The organism is Sphingomonas glacialis (genome assembly GCF_014653575.1).
GTDB classification, from domain to species: Bacteria; Pseudomonadota; Alphaproteobacteria; order Sphingomonadales; family Sphingomonadaceae; genus Sphingomonas; species Sphingomonas glacialis.
This window is the reverse complement of record NZ_BNAQ01000008.1, coordinates 14,293-31,962: the sequence shown is the minus strand read 5'-3', so window position 1 is coordinate 31,962 and position 17,670 is coordinate 14,293. Positions and strand designations below refer to the sequence as shown.

Below are 17,670 nucleotides of genomic sequence, written 5' to 3'. Positions count from 1 at the left end.
GTTGGCGGCACGGCTCCACCTCCGCCGCGTTGCGGTCGAGCCAGCGTGGCCGTTCCAACCCGGTCGGGTGACGATCCTCGCTTGGTTGCCACCCGGACGAAAGAGATCGTCGCGCCGCGCGCGGCCCACCTTCTCATGTCGACCATCCAGAGTGGAGGATGCCGCCTGTGCCTTCGGTGATATTTTCCGGAGGCTAAAGTGACCGAAACCGACCAACTTCACAGGACGTGGCCGATGACGAGACTACCGCTCGATGCCGAAATCCGAGCCAAGAACATCGTCGAACAGCTCGGCGGGGTGTGGCGCGGCACTCGCGGCGAATGCCGCTGCCCGGCCCATGACGATGGCTCCCCCAGCCTGTCCGTCCGCCTCGGCGATTCGGCGATCCTCTTCCACTGTTTTGCCGGCTGTACAGCGCTCGAGGTGCTGAAGGCGCTTCAGCGCCAAAAGCTCCACGACCGTTCTGCGGTGGCAATGCCGGAGGGAAAACCAAAGCGCGACATGGGCGCGCTCGCCCTGCGTCTCTGGAATGCCAGCGTGCCGGTCGCGGGCACGCTCGCCGAAGCCTATCTCGTCGCCCGCGGCCTCTCCGCGCCCTATCCCAAAGCTTTGCGCTTCAACCCGGCGACCATGTTCGGCTCCGGTGCCGACAGACGCGTAATGCCCGCTATGATCGCCGCAGTCGAAAACGACCTCGGACTGGTTGCCGTCCAGCGGACCTTCCTCGATCCTGTCGATGTGCTGCGCAAGCCCATCCCAAAGCCGAAGGTTGCGCTCGGACTGCTCGGCACAGCAGCGATCCGTCTTGCGCCTGCGACCGACGAGCTGGGCCTTGCCGAAGGGATCGAGGACGCCCGATCGGCGACTGAATGGTTCGGGACGCCGACATGGGCGCTGGGCGGTGTCGAACGGCTAGCCTTCGTCGCGATCCCGGAGAAGGTCCGCCGGGTGATCGTTTACGGTGACCAAGGCCGCGCGGCCGACCGCCTGTTGGAAAAGGCACGCGATCACCTGACAGCGAACGGGCGCGAGCTCATCAGCCGCGTGCCCGAGGATCATGACGACTGGAACGACGCCTGGCGCGCGTACCAGCGGAGCGCATGAAACCGCAACTGCGGGAGCTGAATTACGCGGATCATGGGCGTGTCAGCCGAGCCGCATCAACTGGGAAGGATACGGGGCGACGAGCCCCTTTAGATCATCCCATGGTGCCGATAGCCAGCGACCATAGTCGTCGTCGTGAAGGACCACCGGCATCGCCTTTGGATGGATCGGCGCGACGATCGCATTCGGCTCGGTGTCAAGAACCCATAGGCATTCCCGCGCTCGGTCGGTCGCCAGATTCCGGCAAAGGCAAAAATCGGGCGGCTAGGCACGTCGAACCAGTGCAGCGGCTTCTTTCCGTCCTCGCCAAGCGCGACCCCGAACTCGGAGAACGCCGTCACCGGCACCAGGCAACGGCGCGCCGGCGTTGTCAGCATCGACCGTCAGAAGCTCGAATTGAGATTGCGCACGTTGGTCACGTACTTGGTGAGCTTGACCGCTGGATCGCGCTTGCTCGGCACCTGCGTCGGTACACCCCACTCCATCCGCTCGATCTTCCGGTCGGCGCCGTCCTGGATGACCACTTGGCCGTAGAACGGCGTCTTCTTGCCCGTCGGAAAGATGTCGGGGACCGGATACGTCTCGTCGGGCTCGTAAGGCGGGCGGATGCCGAACGTCGCTGCGATCTCCGCCTGTTTCGCCGTCAGCCTGTATCGATTGCACATCCGAGCACCCTGTCGTTGTGCCGGCAAGCTCCGCCCGCCGGCACTCTGGCCTTAGAGCTTGTCCTTCAGACCCTTGGCGGCCGTGAACGCGACTTTCTTCGATGCAGCGATCGTCATCGCCTCGCCGGTCGACGGATTGCGGCCCTGGCGCTCAGGACGATCCTTGACCGAGAACTTGCCGAAACCGGCAATTGAGATGTCTTCGCCTTTTGCGACCGCGCCTGCGATCTGCTCGAATACCGCAGTGATTGCGGCCTTGGCTGCTGCCTCGCTCGTGCCCGTCGCCCCAGCGACACCCTTCGCCAGTTCACCGATGTTCATGCTACTTAATCTCCCTTGTGGAACCGGCAGAACCTTAGCCTTGCCGAGCGCCGATACAATGATGCTGGTCGACGATGCGAATGTCGCAGCCGTCCGACTTATGGTCCGCAGACTGGCCAGTCGTGGACCGGTCGAGGTGTATCATGGCGCGTGCGGGCAGGCGCCGACCGCCAAACTGGCGGCGTAGCCGATGCAAAGCCCTGCGCTGAATTTCTGACGCGAGCTGCACTCCCGCGTCACGCGCGCGTCTTCCTACAGGTCGCTGATCGCGGCTAGGCGAAAGACTTTCCACTAGCGCTGCCCTCGATCCTCGGTGGCTCGGCCTGCGCCAAGAGCGCAGGCTGCCTCATGAAGGTCACTCGGTCTGATGGGTAGACCAACGACATAGCCCCGCGCCATGCGACTTGCATTTACCAGGCTTCGCGGTGCCGGCGACATGAAGAGGAAGCCTCCACGACCGACGATCTGTGTGAGATTACCGGTTCTGTCGCTGCCGCCCGAGCAGGCCCTTTCATCCGACCCTGTCGAACCAGGGTAATGCGCCTCGAACTGGTTATCTCGACCAACACCGTAAGGTCGTGTATAACGTACCGTATTGGCCTGATGGGCGTTTATACGAGACCCTAGATGCGATCGACTGTCGCTGATACTCTTCCGCCGCGCGTGAGGCGGAGCTTGATGAAACTGGGCGCCGATATTGCGCTAGCGCGCAAGAAACGCAGCCTCACGGTAGTCATGATGGCTGAACGCATCGGTGTGGCCAAGAGCACATATCTCAAGCTGGAAAAAGGCGACCCGACCGTCGCGTTGGGTACATACGCTATGACCTTCTTCGTTCTGGGATTTGGCGAGCGCCTTGGAGAGATCCTCGACTCCAGGAACGACGAACAGGGTCTGTTGCTCGACTTGGAGCGCATGCCGCAGCGCGTCCGCAGACCCAAACCGCCGGTTTCGCTGTGAAGCGGACGATTGGCATCCAGATCGGCGACGAAGCCCGCGGCGTTGGATTGCTGCACTACAATCAGCAGGGCAACCGCGAGAGCGCAGGCTTCGAATATGACGCCGGCTGGCTGGCCGCTCCCGACCGCTTCGCTTTGGACCCTGCGCTGCCGCTCGTCGTCGGTCCACAATTCCACCGGAAGATCGGCACCGGTTCTATCTTCCATGCAGCGATTGCTGACACAGAGCCGGACGGATGGGGCAAGCGCGTCATCCAGCGCGACCATGCCAAGCGGAGGCAGGTTTCCCACCGCCGCGGTGAGGAGGTCGATGCTCGGGCACTGAACGGCCTCGACTATCTATTGGCGGTCGACGACGTCAGCCGGGTGGGGGCATTACGCCTTGTTGACGAACAGGGGGTTGCCCAGCGCGCGACCGAGGATGGTCTACGTACTACGCCGCCGTTGATCGAGTTGGGCCATCTCCTAGCCGCCAGTCGTGCGGTCGAAACGAACACCGAGACTGCGCAAGATCTAGCCTATTTGCGCGGTCGCGGCACGTCGCTTGGCGGACTTCGCCCTAAATGCACAGTCGTCGACGATGAGGGGCGCTTGTCGATCGGAAAGTTTCCAAGCGTCGCCGACGAGCGCTCGATCACGCGAGGGGAGGTGCTGGCAATGCGGCTGGCCCGCCGCGCTGGCATCGACGCGGCCGACGCCCGACTGATCGAAAGTGGTGGTGACGCGATCGCGCTGATCCGGCGATTTGATCGGCCCGAGGGGGGCGGGCGGCTCATGTACGTCTCGGCGGCGACGATGATCGGTGCGGAACCGGGCGACGCGCAGGAGCATGCTTATACCGAGATCGTCGACGCGCTTCGTATGAACGGTAGCGCCCCCACCGCCGACATCGAGGAGCTATGGCGCAGGATCGCATTCTCGATCCTGATCACCAACGTGGACGATCATTTGATGAACCACGGTTTCCTGCACGTCGACCGTAACCTGTGGCGGCTGGCGCCGGCCTTTGACATCAATCCGTTCCCCGAGCGACTGCGTGAGCTGAAAACCTGGATCTCGGAAGAGGTCGGGCCTGAGGCGACTATAAGCGCCCTGATGTCGGTGCTGCCTTACTTTCGTATTACTCTGCCACGCGCGAAGGAAATGCTGGCGCAGATCGAGCAGGCTGTCGCGGGCTGGCAGGGTGAGGGACGGGCGCTCGGTATGACCAATGCCGATCTGGACAGCTTTGCCGAGGCGTTCGAGCACGAGGAGCGCGCGGCGGCCCAAAAGGTGCTGGTTTGAGTCGATGGCAGCGACCCCCACAAGCCGTCCGCTTATTTGTAAACTTTGGGGAGCTGCCATAGCTCCCCAGAATGACCGGGTGTGAGTCGTGACCGCCACAGCAGGTATCGACCAGACCCGGTCGTTTAATGCTGCCCAGACGAACGTCAGGTCGGGACGAAAGCTGCCGATCGCACTGATCGAAGCAGACCAGCGGTTGTGCGCCCATTCGTTAGTGAGGCCGCTCGCAAACAAAAAAAGGCTCTTTACTTCGAGTGTGTGGATAGGCGTCGAAACGGGACCCCGGCCTAAAGACGGATAAGCCATTGTGTTAAATGGCAAAAAAGAGTCTTTCGGGGGCTCTGATCGGCGTCGCTTGGGCCCACTTCAAACTTCATAATATCAAGCGTTCCCACTAGCTTTCCTGCCAAGAGACGGAGGTCCCGTTTCGACGCCTATCCATACCGCTAGCGGCCGCTTATCTCAAATTAATGCGGGTAAAAGGATACGCTGCGGCGCAGATCAAGTTCGCCTCGATGCCCGCTGCGCTGTCCCGGCGTTGATGAGACGTGCGTTGATATCGATGTCAAACGCCGACGAACAACCTTGCCATGTTGCTCCAAAACCGTTGGACCACGCATGAGTGCGCCGCGGCCCACGCCCCTGCACGACGCCGCCGCTATGCTGGCAATCAATAACTTCGGTTCCTGACTAGATCAATGTGGACATACCTATTTACGCCCTTGGCGGGGTCATCCCCATTGACGAGCGCCGGCACGTGCACCGATTGGCAATGGCGGCGATGGTAGGCTCAGAACGGGGATCCCAGCTGATAGGGGATCCGACCGCGTTGGTTCGGATTAATGGAGAGGTCGCTGGCCGCCGGCGGAAACGCGCGCTGATCGCAGTCGGCGCGTGGGCAGATTCTGCACGAACTGCCGATCGGCGTCGCTGCGCTCTCGGTTCGCAACCCGTCGGCATAGGTGAATTCCGCGGCGTAGCGTTCCTCGCACCCCAGCGCGACGGCGTACCGCCGCGGCATTCGGGTGAAGCTGTTGGATGGCTTAACCAGGCCCTTCGCCATCGAAACGTAGCGCACGCTATCGGGGGTTTGTGCCAATTGCACCAGGATACGGTCCGGAATCGCAACGGCCTCGTGGACGACCCACAAGGGGCAGGCCCCGCCAAAGCGCGCGAATTCCAGGCGTGTTGCGGAATGCCGTTTGGTGATGTTGCCGGCCATATCGACACGGCAGAAGAACACCGGAATGCCAAGCGCACCGGGACGCTGCAACGTCGAGAGGCGATGGCATGTCTGCTCGAAACTCGTGCCGAATCGCTGGCGCAACCGATCGACATCATGGCGACAGTCGCGCGCCGCCTGCCGGAAGTGCTGATATGGCATCAACAATGCGCCAGCTGCGTAATTCGTGATACCGGCGCCGAGCAGCTGGCGACCGACCTCGGAGGTCATTCCCGCCTCGGCAATCGACTGGATCAGGTCGCCAAACTCCAGCCGCGCCAGCTGGTGCGCCACCGAAAAGAGCGTCGTCTCGGCGGGTTGCGACGGATCGACCCGAAGCACGCTTTGCCCGTCGAACGCGCGTATGACCGTTTCATCGCCAACCAGGGCCTCGACGGTCACGCCGAAACGGTCGCGCAAGCGTGTCTCGAACCGGCGCAGCGGGGGCCCCTCAGCGAATTCCGCAGCGATCCGCTCCGCTTCGCGATCGATTTCGTCGATATAGTTTTGCTGGACGTGAAACCAGTCGCGGACGGCTTCCCAGGGAAGCCGGTTGCTGACGCCGGTATTGGCATCGATCTGGTCGTCAAGCGCGCGAAGCTGGGCGAGATTGCGCTGCTGCGTCGCGTGCAAGGCGGCGAGCCGGCGCGCGATCAAGGGATGCTGACGGATGATGCGCTCGATATCCTGGAGGCTCGGGGCAACGTCCGACACGCTCGGGTCGGAACAGGCGTCGATCACTGCCGCGAAAAGCGCGCCATGTTCGCTTGGATCGATTGCAGTCCAGTCACCGGGGTAGCGCGCCGCCAGCGCGGCGAGCACCGTGCCCGTCAACGGCCGGTCACCGCTTTCGATTTGGGAAAGATAGCTCACGGAAATGTCGAGTTCGGTCGCCATCGCGCGCTGCCCGATGCCGAGGTGCTGGCGGAGCGCTTTCACGCGGTAGCCGTCATAGGCGCTTCGGGAAACTGGCGACATCCTTGTGAACAATCCGCAACGCTGTTTGCAAAACCACAATTGCATGACGCGGTATCGGCGGCAAGACAGCGACGTCCGATTGGAGCGCAAATGTTCTCAACCCTCGCCGAACTCGACCGCAAACGCGACGCCGCCCGCATGGGTGGCGGCGAGAAGCGCATTGCCGCGCAGCACGCCAAGGGCAAGCTGACTGCGCGCGAACGTCTGAGCGTGCTGCTCGACGAGCATTCGTTCGAGGAGCTCGACATGTATGTCGAGCACAATTGCGTCGACTTCGGGATGCAGGACCAGGTGATTCCGGGCGACGGCGTCGTCACCGGCTCGGGCACCATCAATGGCCGGCTGGTGTTCGTCTTCTCGCAGGACTTCACCGTGTTCGGCGGCTCGCTCAGCGAACGGCATGCCCAGAAGATCTGCAAGATCATGGATATGGCGCTGAAGGTCGGCGCACCGGTGATCGGGATCAATGACTCCGGTGGCGCGCGCATCCAGGAGGGCGTCGCCTCGCTCGGCGGCTATGCCGAGGTGTTCCAGCGCAACGTGCTGGCGAGCGGCGTCGTGCCGCAGATTTCTCTGATCATGGGGCCATGCGCGGGGGGCGCCGTCTATTCCCCGGCGATGACCGACTTCATCTTCATGGTGGAGGATAGCTCTTACATGTTCGTCACCGGCCCAGATGTAGTGAAGACCGTTACCAACGAGATCGTCACGCAGGAGGAACTGGGTGGAGCGGTGACGCATACCACGAAGTCGGGGGTCGCGGACGTGGCCTTCGAGAACGATATCGAGGCGCTGCTCGCGGCCCGCGACTTCGTGGACTTCCTTCCCGCCTCGAACCGCGAGGCGGCACCCGAGCGGCCGTCGTCCGACCCGTGGGACCGGATCGAGGACAGTCTCGACCAGCTCGTGCCGGCCTCCGCCAACCAGCCGTACGACATGCACGAGCTGATCCGGAAGACCGTCGACGAAGGCGATTTCTTCGAGGTCCAGCCGACGCATGCCGGCAACATCATCGTCGGCTTCGGGCGGATCGAAGGGCGCACCGTCGGCTTCGTCGCCAACCAGCCGATGGTGCTGGCCGGCTGCCTCGACATCAATTCGTCGAAGAAAGCGGCGCGGTTCGTGCGCTTCTGCGACGCGTTCGAGATCCCGATCGTGACGTTCGTCGACGTTCCGGGCTTCCTGCCGGGCACCCAGCAGGAGTTGAACGGCATCATCAAGCACGGTGCGAAACTCCTGTTCGCGTATGGCGAGGCGACTGCGCCCAAGATCACCGTGATCACGCGCAAAGCCTATGGCGGCGCGTATGACGTGATGGCCTCGAAGCATCTGCGCGGCGACTTGAACTATGCCTGGCCGACCGCCGAGATCGCGGTGATGGGTGCCAAGGGCGCGGTCGAGATCATCTTCCGCGGCCGCTCGCCCGCCGAGATCGCCGAGCAGACCGCGCAATATGAGGCACGCTTCGCCAACCCGTTCGTCGCGGCGAGCAAGGGCTTCATCGACGAGGTGATCCAGCCGCATTCGACGCGCCGGCGGATCGCGCTCGGCCTGCGCAAGTTGCGCGGCAAAGCCCTCGAGAATCCGTGGAAGAAGCACGACAACATTCCGTTGTGAGCGACATCATGGATCACTCGCAACGCTCGAAAGGCTGCCAGCATGCGCGTTCAGCGCCGCGCTCCATGTCAAGGCTGCGCGGCGCGGCGCCGGCGAGGGGCGACCGTGACGGCCTATAACACCATCCACTACGCGGTGGCGGAACGGGTCGCGCGCATCACGCTTGCGCGCCCCGATCGGCTGAACGCGATCACGGCCGAGATGCTGGGCGAATTGGGACACGCTCTCGATCGCGCCGTGGCGGAGGGCGCGCGCGCGATACTCCTGACGGGTGAGGGGAGGGCATTCTGCTCCGGCGCCGATCTCGGTGTGAGCCTTCCCGATGACCTCGGCCTGCTGCTCGAGGCGCATTACAATCCGGTTGCGATGAAGATCGCGGCATTGCCGATCCCGCTGGTGACCGCGGTCAACGGCGTGGCGGCCGGCGCCGGATGCTCGCTGGCGCTGATGGGGGATTTCGTGATTGCGGCGCGCTCGAGCTATTTTCTGCTCGCGTTCGTCAACATCGGACTGGTGCCGGATTTCGGCGGCACGTGGTTGGTGGCCAGAAATGCCGGACGTGCCAAGGCGCTCGAAATGATGCTGCTCGGCGAGCGCGTTTCAGCCGGGAAGGCCGAAGCCTGGGGCATGATCTACAGCGCGGTCGACGATGCGGACCTGTTGAGCGACGCGGTTGGGCTCGCGCAGCGATTGGCCCGCGGACCAACCCAGGCGATGGGCATGATCCGCCGCGCGGTTGGCCAAGCGTTGACGCTGCCGCTGGCAGAGGTGCTCCGGAGAGAAGCCGCGGACCAACGACAGGCGGGCGCGACGGCGGATTTTGCCGAGGGCGTGGCGGCGATTGCCGAAAAACGGTCCGCGAAATTTGTGGGTAAGTGATGGCTTCGCTGAACGACTGGAACGCCGCCGCCGCGAAGGAGGTCAAGGGCAAGGACCTGACCTGGCCGACGCCCGAGGGCATCGCGGTCAAGCCGCTCTATACCGCCGAAGACACGGCCGACCTCGACCCCGGCCTGCCCGGCTTCGCGCCGTTCACGCGCGGCGTGCGCGCCTCGATGTATGCCGGGCGGCCGTGGACGATCCGGCAATATGCCGGCTTCTCGACTGCCGAAGCCTCGAACGCCTTCTACCGCCGCAACCTCGCCGCCGGGCAGAAGGGCCTGTCGGTCGCGTTCGATCTGGCGACGCATCGGGGCTATGACAGCGACCATCCGCGCGTCACCGGCGACGTCGGCAAGGCCGGCGTGGCGATCGACACGATCGACGACATGAAGATCCTGTTCGACGGCATCCCGCTCGACAAGATGTCGGTCAGCATGACGATGAATGGCGCGGTGATCCCGATCCTCGCCTTCTTCATCGTCGCCGGCGAGGAACAGGGCGTGCCGCAGGCGCTGCTCGACGGGACCATCCAGAATGACATCCTCAAGGAGTTCATGGTCCGCAACACCTACATCTACCCGCCCGAGCCGAGTATGCGGATCATCTCGGACATCATCGGCTACACCTCGGCCAACATGCCGAAGTTCAACAGCATCTCGATTTCCGGCTATCACATGCAGGAAGCCGGCGCGACGCAGCTGCAGGAGCTCGCCTTCACGATCGCCGACGGGCGCGAATATGCCAAGGCGGCGATGGCGTCCGGGCTCGATCTCGATGCGTTCGCCGGGCGGCTGTCGTTCTTCTTCGCGATCGGCATGAACTTTTTCATGGAGATCGCCAAATTGCGCGCCGCGCGCAAACTGTGGCACCGCGTGATGACCGATCTTGGCGCCATGGACGAGCGCTCGAAGATGCTGCGCACGCATTGCCAGACGTCGGGCGTGTCGCTAACCGAGCAGGATCCGTACAACAACGTCATCCGTACCACGGTCGAGGCGATGGCGGCGATGCTGGGGGGCACGCAGTCGCTCCACACCAATGCGCTCGACGAAGCGATCGCGCTGCCGACCGATTTCTCCGCCCGCATCGCGCGCAACACGCAGATCGTGCTGCAGGAAGAGACGGGCATGACCAAGGTCGTCGATCCGCTCGGCGGCTCTTATTATATCGAGAGCCTGACCGAGGAGCTGGTCGACAAAGCGTGGGAGATCATCCAGCGCGTCGAGGCTGATGGCGGCATGGCCAAGGCGGTCGCCGCGGGCTGGCCTAAGGCGATGATCGAGGAAGCCTCCGCCGCCCGCGCCGCGCGGGTCGACAAAGGCGAGGACACGATCGTCGGCGTCAACAAGTACAAGCTCGCCGAGCAGGACCCGATCGACATTCTCGACGTCGACAATGTCGCGGTGCGCGAATCGCAGATCGCGCGGATCGCCAGGTCCAAGGCCGGGCGCGACGAGGCGAAGTGCGGCGCGGTGCTCGACGCACTGCGCGAAGGCGCGCGCGGCACCGAGAACGTGCTGGCGCTGGCGGTCGAGTGCGCGCGGCAGCGCGCGACGCTCGGCGAGATTTCCGCGGCGATGGAAGATGTGTTCGGGCGCTACGGCACCAATCCGACGCCGGTGTCGGGCATCTATGGCGGCGCCTATGAATTCGACCGCGAATGGCTCGGGCTGAAGGACGGCGTCGCCGCGCTCGAACGCCGCAATGGCCGCGTGCCGCGCATGCTCGTCGCCAAGATGGGGCAGGACGGGCATGACCGCGGCGCGAACCTCGTTTCGTCGGCGTTCGGCGATCTCGGCTTCGAGGTGGTGCCGGGGCCGCTGTTCCAGACGCCGTCCGAGGCCGCCAGGCTGGCGATCGACAGCGATGTCGACGTGGTCGGCGCGTCGTCGCTGGCGGCGGGGCAAAAGACGCTGATCCCCGAGCTGATCGGCCATTTGCGCGATGCCGGGCGTGGCGACATCAAGGTGATCGCGGGCGGGGTGATCCCGGCGCAGGACTATCAATATCTGCGCGACGCCGGCGTGCAGGGGATTTTCGGGCCGGGGACCAATCTGGTCGAGGCGGCCGGCGAAGTGTTGCGCCTTCTTGGGCACAACCTGCCCCCCATTGAAGAGACAGTCGAGTGATTGTTCACATCAAGAGCGGAGCGCGTCCATGTTAGGCCCCAACGAAAATTCCAATGACGCCGTCCGCGCAGCGCCGGTCGCCCCGACGCGACATCGTGCATTGCTCGAATGGGTCGCGACGATGGCAGCCCTCGCGCAGCCAGACGAGGTCGTGTGGTGCGATGGTTCGGAGGCCGAATGGAAGCGCCTTTCGGACACGCTGGTCGCCGCCGGAACCTTGGTTCGTCTCAACGCGGCGCTGCGGCCAGATTCGTTCTACGCCCGGTCAGATCCCCGCGACGTCGCGCGCGTGGAATCTCGCACGTTCATCTGTTCCGAAAATGAGTCCGATGCCGGGCCAACCAATAATTGGCATGATCCGGCGCAGATGCGCGAACGCATGAACGGATTGTTCGCCGGATGCATGCGCGGACGGACGCTGTATGTCGTGCCCTACTGCATGGGGCCGATCGGCTCGGACAAAAGCGCGATTGGCGTCGAACTGACCGACAGCGCTTATGTCGTTCTGTCGATGCGGCTCATGACCCGCATGGGTGCGGCGGCGCTCGACATGCTCGGCGACGAAGGCTTCTTCGTTCGCTGCATGCACAGCGTGGGCATGCCGCTTGGCGATGGGCAGTCGGATGTTCCTTGGCCGTGCTCGGACGAAAAATGGATCGTGCACTATCCAGAAACCCGCGAGATACAATCCTACGGGTCAGGCTATGGCGGTAATGCCCTTCTCGGCAAAAAATGCTTCGCTTTGAGAATTGCTTCGGTCTTGGCGCGCGACGAGGGCTGGCTCGCCGAACATATGCTGATCCTCAAGCTCACGGCGCCGGACAAGCAGCGCTATTTTATTGCCGCTGCGTTTCCATCGGCTTGCGGCAAGACCAATATGGCGATGCTGCAACCCACGATCCCGGGTTGGAAGGCCGAGACCATCGGCGACGATATCGCATGGATGCGCTTCGATCAGGACGGGCGCTTATACGCGATCAATCCGGAAGCCGGCTTTTTCGGCGTGGCACCTGGAACGGGGCCGAAGACCAATCGCAACGCGGTCGAAACGCTCTCGTCGTCGGTCATCTACACCAATACGGCGCTGACGGCGGAGGGGGACGTATGGTGGGAAGGCCTGACAGAAACACCGCCCGAAGGCTTGCTGGATTGGCAGGGGCGCGAATGGTCCCCCACAAGCGGCACGCCCGCAGCGCACCCGAATGCGCGTTTCACCGTCGCCGCCGATCAATGTCCCGTGATCGCGACGGAGTGGGACGATCCTGCTGGCGTGCCTATATCCGCGATCTTGTTCGGGGGGCGTCGTGCAGCAGCTGTCCCGCTCGTTACCGAAGCCTTTGATTGGGAGCACGGTGTCTATCTGGCGGCCAATCTGTCGTCCGAGGGAACCGCTGCCGCCGAAAACGCGGTCGGAACGCTCCGACGGGACCCGTTCGCGATGTTACCGTTTTGCGGATACAATATGGTCGATTATTTCGAGCATTGGCTGCGCGTAGGCGCCGCGAGCGACTCCGACCCACGCCATTTGCCGCGCATCTATCTCGTAAACTGGTTTCGCAAGGGCGCCAAAGGAGACTTCCTTTGGCCAGGCTTCGGCGACAATGTTCGCGCGCTCAAGTGGATTACCGAGCGCCTGAATGGACAGGCGACAGCCGTAGAAACGCCGATCGGTCACGTACCGGCTCAGGATGATCTTGACGTTGACGGGCTAGCGATCGGTGCAGGCTCTCTCGCCGAGCTCCTGTCCGTTGATCCTGCGGTCTGGAGCAAGGAAGCGGCGCTCAATGCGGGCCACCTTGACACGTTTGGCGACCGACTTCCTGCCGGCCGTCTCGACTTGTGACCGAGGCGGCGAAAGCGATGTCGCTCGCCGTCCGGTCGGGTACCGGCGGCGGGGTAATCAACGGCTCGATGCAGCGGTCGATCACGCGCGTCAGCTTGCGGTCGAATGCCACCCAGCCGATCCGCCAGCGCGCGTCTTGGGTCGCGCCGTTGTAGAACATCACCGGCATCTCGGGATCATCGAGCAGCATCGGACCGGTCGAAAGGTGCCAATTGTCCCACCCATCCTCGCGCGGCATGAACGGCGTCGGCTGCTCGTCCCATGGCCCATCCACCTTGGGGCCGATCGCCAGGCCGACACGGCTCGCCTCGTCGGCGGCATATTCGTAGAACAGGCTCCACCAACCATCCTTCTCACGATCGACGGTCGCTTCCTTGGTGTTGCCGAGCGACTTTGTGGAAGCGAGCGCAACGCCGGTCTTCACCAGTTTGTCGACACTTGGCCCGGTGGCGTAGAACATCTCGCCATGCGCCATATCGGCCTCGACGCCGGTATAATAGACGACGTAGCTGCCGTCCTCCATCTTCACCACCGTGGGGTCTTCGACCCCGCCCGAATCCTTTTCGCCGGCGGCGCCGGGCACGATCGAGGGCTGGTCGAGCATCGCGAAATGCACGCCGTCATCGCTCCAGCCGGCCCAGATGATGCCCGTGTCGGTCATCGGCTCGCCGGGCTGCGTCACTGCGCGCACCATGATGCCGAAGCGGCCGTCCGGCTCTAGCCACACATACGGGCTCATGAGGTCGCGCGCCATGAGTAGCGGCGGCCCTATCAGGTGGATGTCCTGCAACTCCTGCACGTTGAAATCGACCGCATTGGACGACGGATAGACCAGAACCTTGCGATCGCCGGCGACGCTGTCGGCGGGCAGGCGCGACCGAACGATCGGCACGCCGGGCGCGATTTCAGACTGGTTCGTGGCGCCGGCCGCCGACGAGGGGGCCACGTGCTTGCCCCCCATCATGCGCCGAGTGCCTGCATCAGCGAGAGGCCACCGTCGATCACGATCCGCGCGCCGGTTATGTACGACGCCTTGTCCGAGGCCAGGAACACCGCGAGATCGCCGACCTCGTCAGGCCTTCCCGCCCGATCCATCGGGATGTTTTGTTCCATCGTCTTTCGATAGGCAGGATCGGCACTCGCGCGCTTGTTCATCGGCGTTAGAATCATACCTGGCTCAATCGCGTTCACGCGGATGCCGTTGGGCGCCTCCTCGATCGCGAGCGTCTCGATCAGATTGGTCAAGCCGCCCTTGGCCGCGCAATAATCCGCACCGCCGGCGCGCACCGCATAGGCGTGAATCGACGATATGTGGATGATCGCACCCGGCATGTTTGCGGGCCGGTCGCGGACGAACCGGCGCGAGGTAAGGAACGCGCCGGTCAGGTCAGTATCGAGCATGCGCTGCCATTGCGGCATCGTCATTTGCCGGACCGGCACACCCGCCATGTTGATTCCAGCAGAGTTGACCAGCACGCTCACGAGCCCGAACGCCTGCTCCGCTTCCGCGAATGCCGCCTCCACAGATGCTTCGTCGCCAACGTTGCACTGGACCGCGATCGCCTCGCCACCTGCCGCCTTCACCTTGGCGACGGTGTCGCTTCCGTCGTTATGGGCATCGTGGAATAGCACCACCACTTTGTCGCCCAGCGCTCCGAAAGCGATCGCGCACGCCGCGCCAATCCCACTCTCAGCGCCGCTCACCAATACGCACCTGCCGTTCGCCATCGCGTTACCCTTTTCGAATCTCTTCCGATCGTATCGGCGCGAGCTTCAACACGAGCCATTATCATCTTTGTCATGTCGCTATCGGCAAACCGCCTGGCAGTAGAAAATATGAGCGTCAGTTGCCGACTTCCGACTTAAGGATCGTGCTCAAAGCGGCCGCTCGGCCAACATGGACGAACGGTCGATTTCGGGAAGCTGGAAATGCACGATTACCGGCGGCCTTTGGGTTAGCTAGACCGGAAGCACCGTTGCCTAACCGCGCGTAGGCTTCGGTGACGCAACTACCGCCATGGCTTAGCCCAGCAAGGTACGGCGGCTAAGTTTCTCGCTGACAGAAACCTGCAGCGGCAGCCGCTGGTCAGTCCGATTAAGGCGCTGAGGGGGCTTGCAGAGCAGGTTGGAGCGCATTCTAACAATTTCATTAGAATGTTCGAATGCTTTGCCTAATTGCCAAATTTCTGATCACTATGAGCCCGTCACGTCGGATGCGACTGCCAAGATTATTCGTGGGGACAGGGTGGGCTCTTTGAGCCTTGGACGCCATTGGCGTTTCAACGTTAGACCCCCGGGAGTGTACGGGCTGGCATCTGAACCGAATGAAGGACCGTATCGATGACCGACCAGAAGGACCTCCCACACGACACCGGTCCAGCAGGCGGTTGGGGGTCGATGAAGGGGATCTCGCAGATTTTTGGCGAGACTTGGCCCGCGGGTGGGGCGGTGCGCAGCCTCGCCCGGTCGAACAAGCCCAAGGGCGTGATGTGCGTGTCGTGCGCATGGCCGAAGCCGGCCAATTATTCCGCATTCGAATTCTGCGAGAACGGCGCCAAGGCGACGATGTGGGAGTTGACCAAGGATCGTTGCACGCCCGCATTCTGGCAGGATGAGGGGCACTCGGTCACAGCACTGCGTGATTGGAAGGATCATGATCTCGAAAAGACCGGGCGGCTGACGCATCCGCTGCGGTACGACGCCGCGACCGACCGCTATGTCGCGGTGAGCTGGGACGAGGCGTTTGCGGCAATCGGCAAGACGATCCAGTCGATCGATCGCGAAAGCGCGGTGTTCTACGCGTCGGGCCACGCAGGACTTGAAGCCTCGTATCTCTATGCGCTGCTGGCGCGGACCTACGGCAACAACAACCTGCCGTAGAGCTCGAATATGTGTCACGAAACGACCTCGGTCGGACTGACCAAGGTGATCGGCTCGCCGGTCGGGACGATCGTCTGGGACGATCTCGCGGAAACCGACGCTTTCTTCTTCTTCGGGCAGAATCCCGGCACCAACAGCCCGCGGTTCCTGCATCCGCTCAAGGACCTGAAGGATCGTGGCGGCAAAATCGTCACGTTCAACCCGGTGATCGAGCAGGGCCTGGTGTCGTTCGTCGATCCGCAAAGCCCCGCGGCGATGCTGACCGGCAAGGAGACCAAGATATCGGATCAATATCATCAGCTGAAGGCCGGTGGCGACGTCGCGGCGATCCTCGGGCTGTGCAAGTGCGTGGTCGAAGCCGACGACGCGGCCCAGGCGGCGGGCAAGGCAGAGGTGATCGACCACGCGTTCGTCAAGCAGCACACCACCGGCTTTGACGCCTTCATCCAGTCGTGCCGCGACGTGACCTGGGCCGAAATCGAGCAGGAATCGGGTTTGACCGAGGCGGCATTGCGCGACGCCGCTGCCGTCTACATCGCCGCCGAAAAGGTGATCGGCGTGTACGGCATGGGTCTGACCCAGCACACGCACGGCGCGCTTAACATCGCGATGCTGGTCAACCTGCTGCTGCTGCGCGGCAACATCGGCAAGCCAGGTGCGGGCTGCTGCCCGGTGCGCGGGCACAGCAACGTGCAGGGCCAGCGCACCGTCGGGATCGCCGAAAAGGTCAAGCTCGTGCCGCTCGACAAGCTAAAGGCATTATTCGGCTTCGATCCGCCGACCAAGGACGGCATGAACATTGTCGAGGCGGTCGAGGGTATGTTCGCGGGCAAGGTCCGCGCGTTCGTGTCGCTTGGCGGCAACCTTGTCCGCGCTGTGCCCGACCAGAAGCGCATGGAGCAGGCGTGGGCGGCGCAGGATCTGACCGTGATGATCTCGACCAAGCTCAACCGCAGCCATCTTTTTCCGGCTAAGCAGGCGTACATCTTGCCGTGCCTGGGCCGGTTCGAGGTCGACGAACAGGCTACCGGCAACCAGTCAATCACCACCGAAGACAGTTTCTCGATGATCAGCGCGTCGGTCGGTCATACCGCACCGGTGTCGGACATGGTGAAAAGCGAGCTCGCGATCGTCACCGGCATCGCAAAGGCCACGGTCGCCACGTCTCCCGGGTTGAAATGGGATGAATGGACAGCCGATTATGGGCTCGTCCGCGACCTGATCGAACACACCTATCCCGACGACTTTCGCGATTACAACGCGCGGATGTATGAGGCCGGCGGCTTCTACCGAGGCAATGGCGCGCATGAGCGGATCTGGAAGACGCCCGAAGGCAAGGCGGTGTTCACGACACCCGGCCAGCTGAATTCGCTAGGGTTCAAGGATGCGCCGGGTCGCTACCGGTTGATCACTTTGCGATCGAACGACCAGTTCAACACGACCATCTATGGCTATTCGGACCGCCTGCGCGGGCTGGAGGGTTCGCGCGATATCGTGTTGATGAGCCCCGAGGATATTGCAGAGCGCGGGTTCCACGATGGTCAGCGCGTGACGCTGGTCACTGATGTCGACGCCGACGACGATGATGGCCAGGATCGCCGCCTCGGCGGGCTGACGCTGACCGCCTACAAACTGCCGCGCGGGACGATTGCGTCCTATTATCCCGAGTGCAACGTGCTCGTCCCGATCGGCCACCATGATGAGCTGTCGAAGACGCCGGCCTCGAAATCGGTGCCGGTCCGGGTCGAGGCGGGCTGAGCGCCGGGCCCGCAGGAGGATGGTTCGC

Annotated in this window: 12 protein-coding genes and 1 pseudogene; 8 read left to right on the top strand and 5 right to left on the bottom strand. The window is 63.2% G+C overall.

Annotated features, from left to right (window positions below; genetic code table 11):
- Positions 1-234: 234 nt before the first annotated feature.
- Complete coding sequence (locus tag IE187_RS18810; protein WP_189677584.1) at positions 235-1,104, top strand: DUF7146 domain-containing protein; 870 nt, start codon at positions 235-237, stop codon at positions 1,102-1,104.
- A 383-nt stretch (positions 1,105-1,487) separates the two neighbouring features.
- Here IE187_RS18810 and IE187_RS21490 read toward each other — a convergent pair whose 3' ends face one another.
- Positions 1,488-1,769 carry an SOS response-associated peptidase family protein gene (locus IE187_RS21490; RefSeq protein WP_229839532.1) on the bottom strand — a complete coding sequence of 94 codons (282 nt, stop codon included), beginning with the start codon at positions 1,767-1,769 and terminating at the stop codon, positions 1,488-1,490.
- 51 nt (positions 1,770-1,820) lie between these two features.
- Complete coding sequence (locus IE187_RS18800; RefSeq protein ID WP_189677550.1) at positions 1,821-2,090, bottom strand: HU family DNA-binding protein; 270 nt, start codon at positions 2,088-2,090, stop codon at positions 1,821-1,823.
- Positions 2,091-2,768: 678 nt separating this feature from the next.
- Here IE187_RS18800 and IE187_RS18795 point away from each other — a divergent pair.
- A complete protein-coding gene (locus IE187_RS18795; protein ID WP_229839531.1) occupies positions 2,769-3,050 on the top strand; it encodes a helix-turn-helix domain-containing protein in 282 nt (93 codons plus the stop codon).
- Complete coding sequence (locus IE187_RS18790; protein WP_189677548.1) at positions 3,047-4,333, top strand: type II toxin-antitoxin system HipA family toxin; 1,287 nt, start codon at positions 3,047-3,049, stop codon at positions 4,331-4,333. Before IE187_RS18795 ends, IE187_RS18790 begins: the two co-directional genes overlap by 4 nt.
- Positions 4,334-5,123: 790 nt before the next feature.
- Here IE187_RS18790 and IE187_RS18785 read toward each other — a convergent pair.
- Entirely contained in the window at positions 5,124-6,533 is a 1,410-nt protein-coding gene (locus IE187_RS18785; RefSeq protein ID WP_189677547.1) for a helix-turn-helix domain-containing protein, read from the bottom strand.
- Positions 6,534-6,623: 90 nt separating this feature from the next.
- On the opposite strand from IE187_RS18785, the gene IE187_RS18780 reads away from it, so the two are divergent.
- From IE187_RS18780 to IE187_RS18765, 4 genes are all read left to right on the top strand, one after another.
- Positions 6,624-8,150, top strand: a complete 1,527-nt coding sequence (locus IE187_RS18780) for an acyl-CoA carboxylase subunit beta (RefSeq protein WP_189677546.1) — start codon at positions 6,624-6,626, stop codon at positions 8,148-8,150.
- A 105-nt stretch (positions 8,151-8,255) separates the two neighbouring features.
- Positions 8,256-9,029 carry an enoyl-CoA hydratase-related protein gene (locus tag IE187_RS18775; RefSeq protein ID WP_229839529.1) on the top strand — a complete coding sequence of 258 codons (774 nt, stop codon included), beginning with the start codon at positions 8,256-8,258 and terminating at the stop codon, positions 9,027-9,029.
- Positions 9,029-11,161, top strand: a complete 2,133-nt coding sequence (scpA, locus tag IE187_RS18770) for a methylmalonyl-CoA mutase (RefSeq protein WP_189677544.1) — start codon at positions 9,029-9,031, stop codon at positions 11,159-11,161. The genes IE187_RS18775 and scpA overlap by 1 nt, the downstream gene beginning before the upstream one ends.
- Positions 11,162-11,189: 28 nt before the next feature.
- The gene (locus tag IE187_RS18765; protein WP_189677543.1) at positions 11,190-13,004 is read left to right on the top strand and encodes a phosphoenolpyruvate carboxykinase (GTP); all 1,815 of its coding nucleotides are present in this window, start codon (positions 11,190-11,192) and stop codon (positions 13,002-13,004) included.
- Here IE187_RS18765 and IE187_RS18760 read toward each other — a convergent pair.
- The gene (locus IE187_RS18760; RefSeq protein WP_229839528.1) at positions 12,943-13,950 is read right to left on the bottom strand and encodes a glycoside hydrolase family protein; all 1,008 of its coding nucleotides are present in this window, start codon (positions 13,948-13,950) and stop codon (positions 12,943-12,945) included. The two genes, IE187_RS18765 and IE187_RS18760, sit on opposite strands and share 62 nt — an antisense overlap.
- A gap of 14 nt (positions 13,951-13,964) precedes the next feature.
- Positions 13,965-14,732, bottom strand: coding sequence for an SDR family NAD(P)-dependent oxidoreductase (locus IE187_RS18755; protein WP_189677541.1), 768 nt, complete (start codon positions 14,730-14,732; stop codon positions 13,965-13,967).
- 612 nt (positions 14,733-15,344) lie between these two features.
- On the opposite strand from IE187_RS18755, the pseudogene IE187_RS18750 reads away from it, so the two are divergent.
- Positions 15,345-17,642: pseudogene (locus IE187_RS18750) on the top strand (FdhF/YdeP family oxidoreductase).
- The last annotated feature ends 28 nt before the right edge of the window (positions 17,643-17,670 follow it).

Coding starts and splice junctions, on each gene's coding strand:
- IE187_RS18810 (WP_189677584.1), top strand. CDS start 235: ATGACGAGACTACCGCTCGATGCCGAAATCCGAGCCAAGAACATCGTC.
- IE187_RS21490 (WP_229839532.1), bottom strand. CDS start 1,769: ATGTGCAATCGATACAGGCTGACGGCGAAACAGGCGGAGATCGCAGCG.
- IE187_RS18800 (WP_189677550.1), bottom strand. CDS start 2,090: ATGAACATCGGTGAACTGGCGAAGGGTGTCGCTGGGGCGACGGGCACG.
- IE187_RS18795 (WP_229839531.1), top strand. CDS start 2,769: ATGAAACTGGGCGCCGATATTGCGCTAGCGCGCAAGAAACGCAGCCTC.
- IE187_RS18785 (WP_189677547.1), bottom strand. CDS start 6,533: ATGTCGCCAGTTTCCCGAAGCGCCTATGACGGCTACCGCGTGAAAGCG.
- IE187_RS18780 (WP_189677546.1), top strand. CDS start 6,624: ATGTTCTCAACCCTCGCCGAACTCGACCGCAAACGCGACGCCGCCCGC.
- scpA (WP_189677544.1), top strand. CDS start 9,029: ATGGCTTCGCTGAACGACTGGAACGCCGCCGCCGCGAAGGAGGTCAAG.
- IE187_RS18765 (WP_189677543.1), top strand. CDS start 11,190: ATGTTAGGCCCCAACGAAAATTCCAATGACGCCGTCCGCGCAGCGCCG.
- IE187_RS18755 (WP_189677541.1), bottom strand. CDS start 14,732: ATGGCGAACGGCAGGTGCGTATTGGTGAGCGGCGCTGAGAGTGGGATT.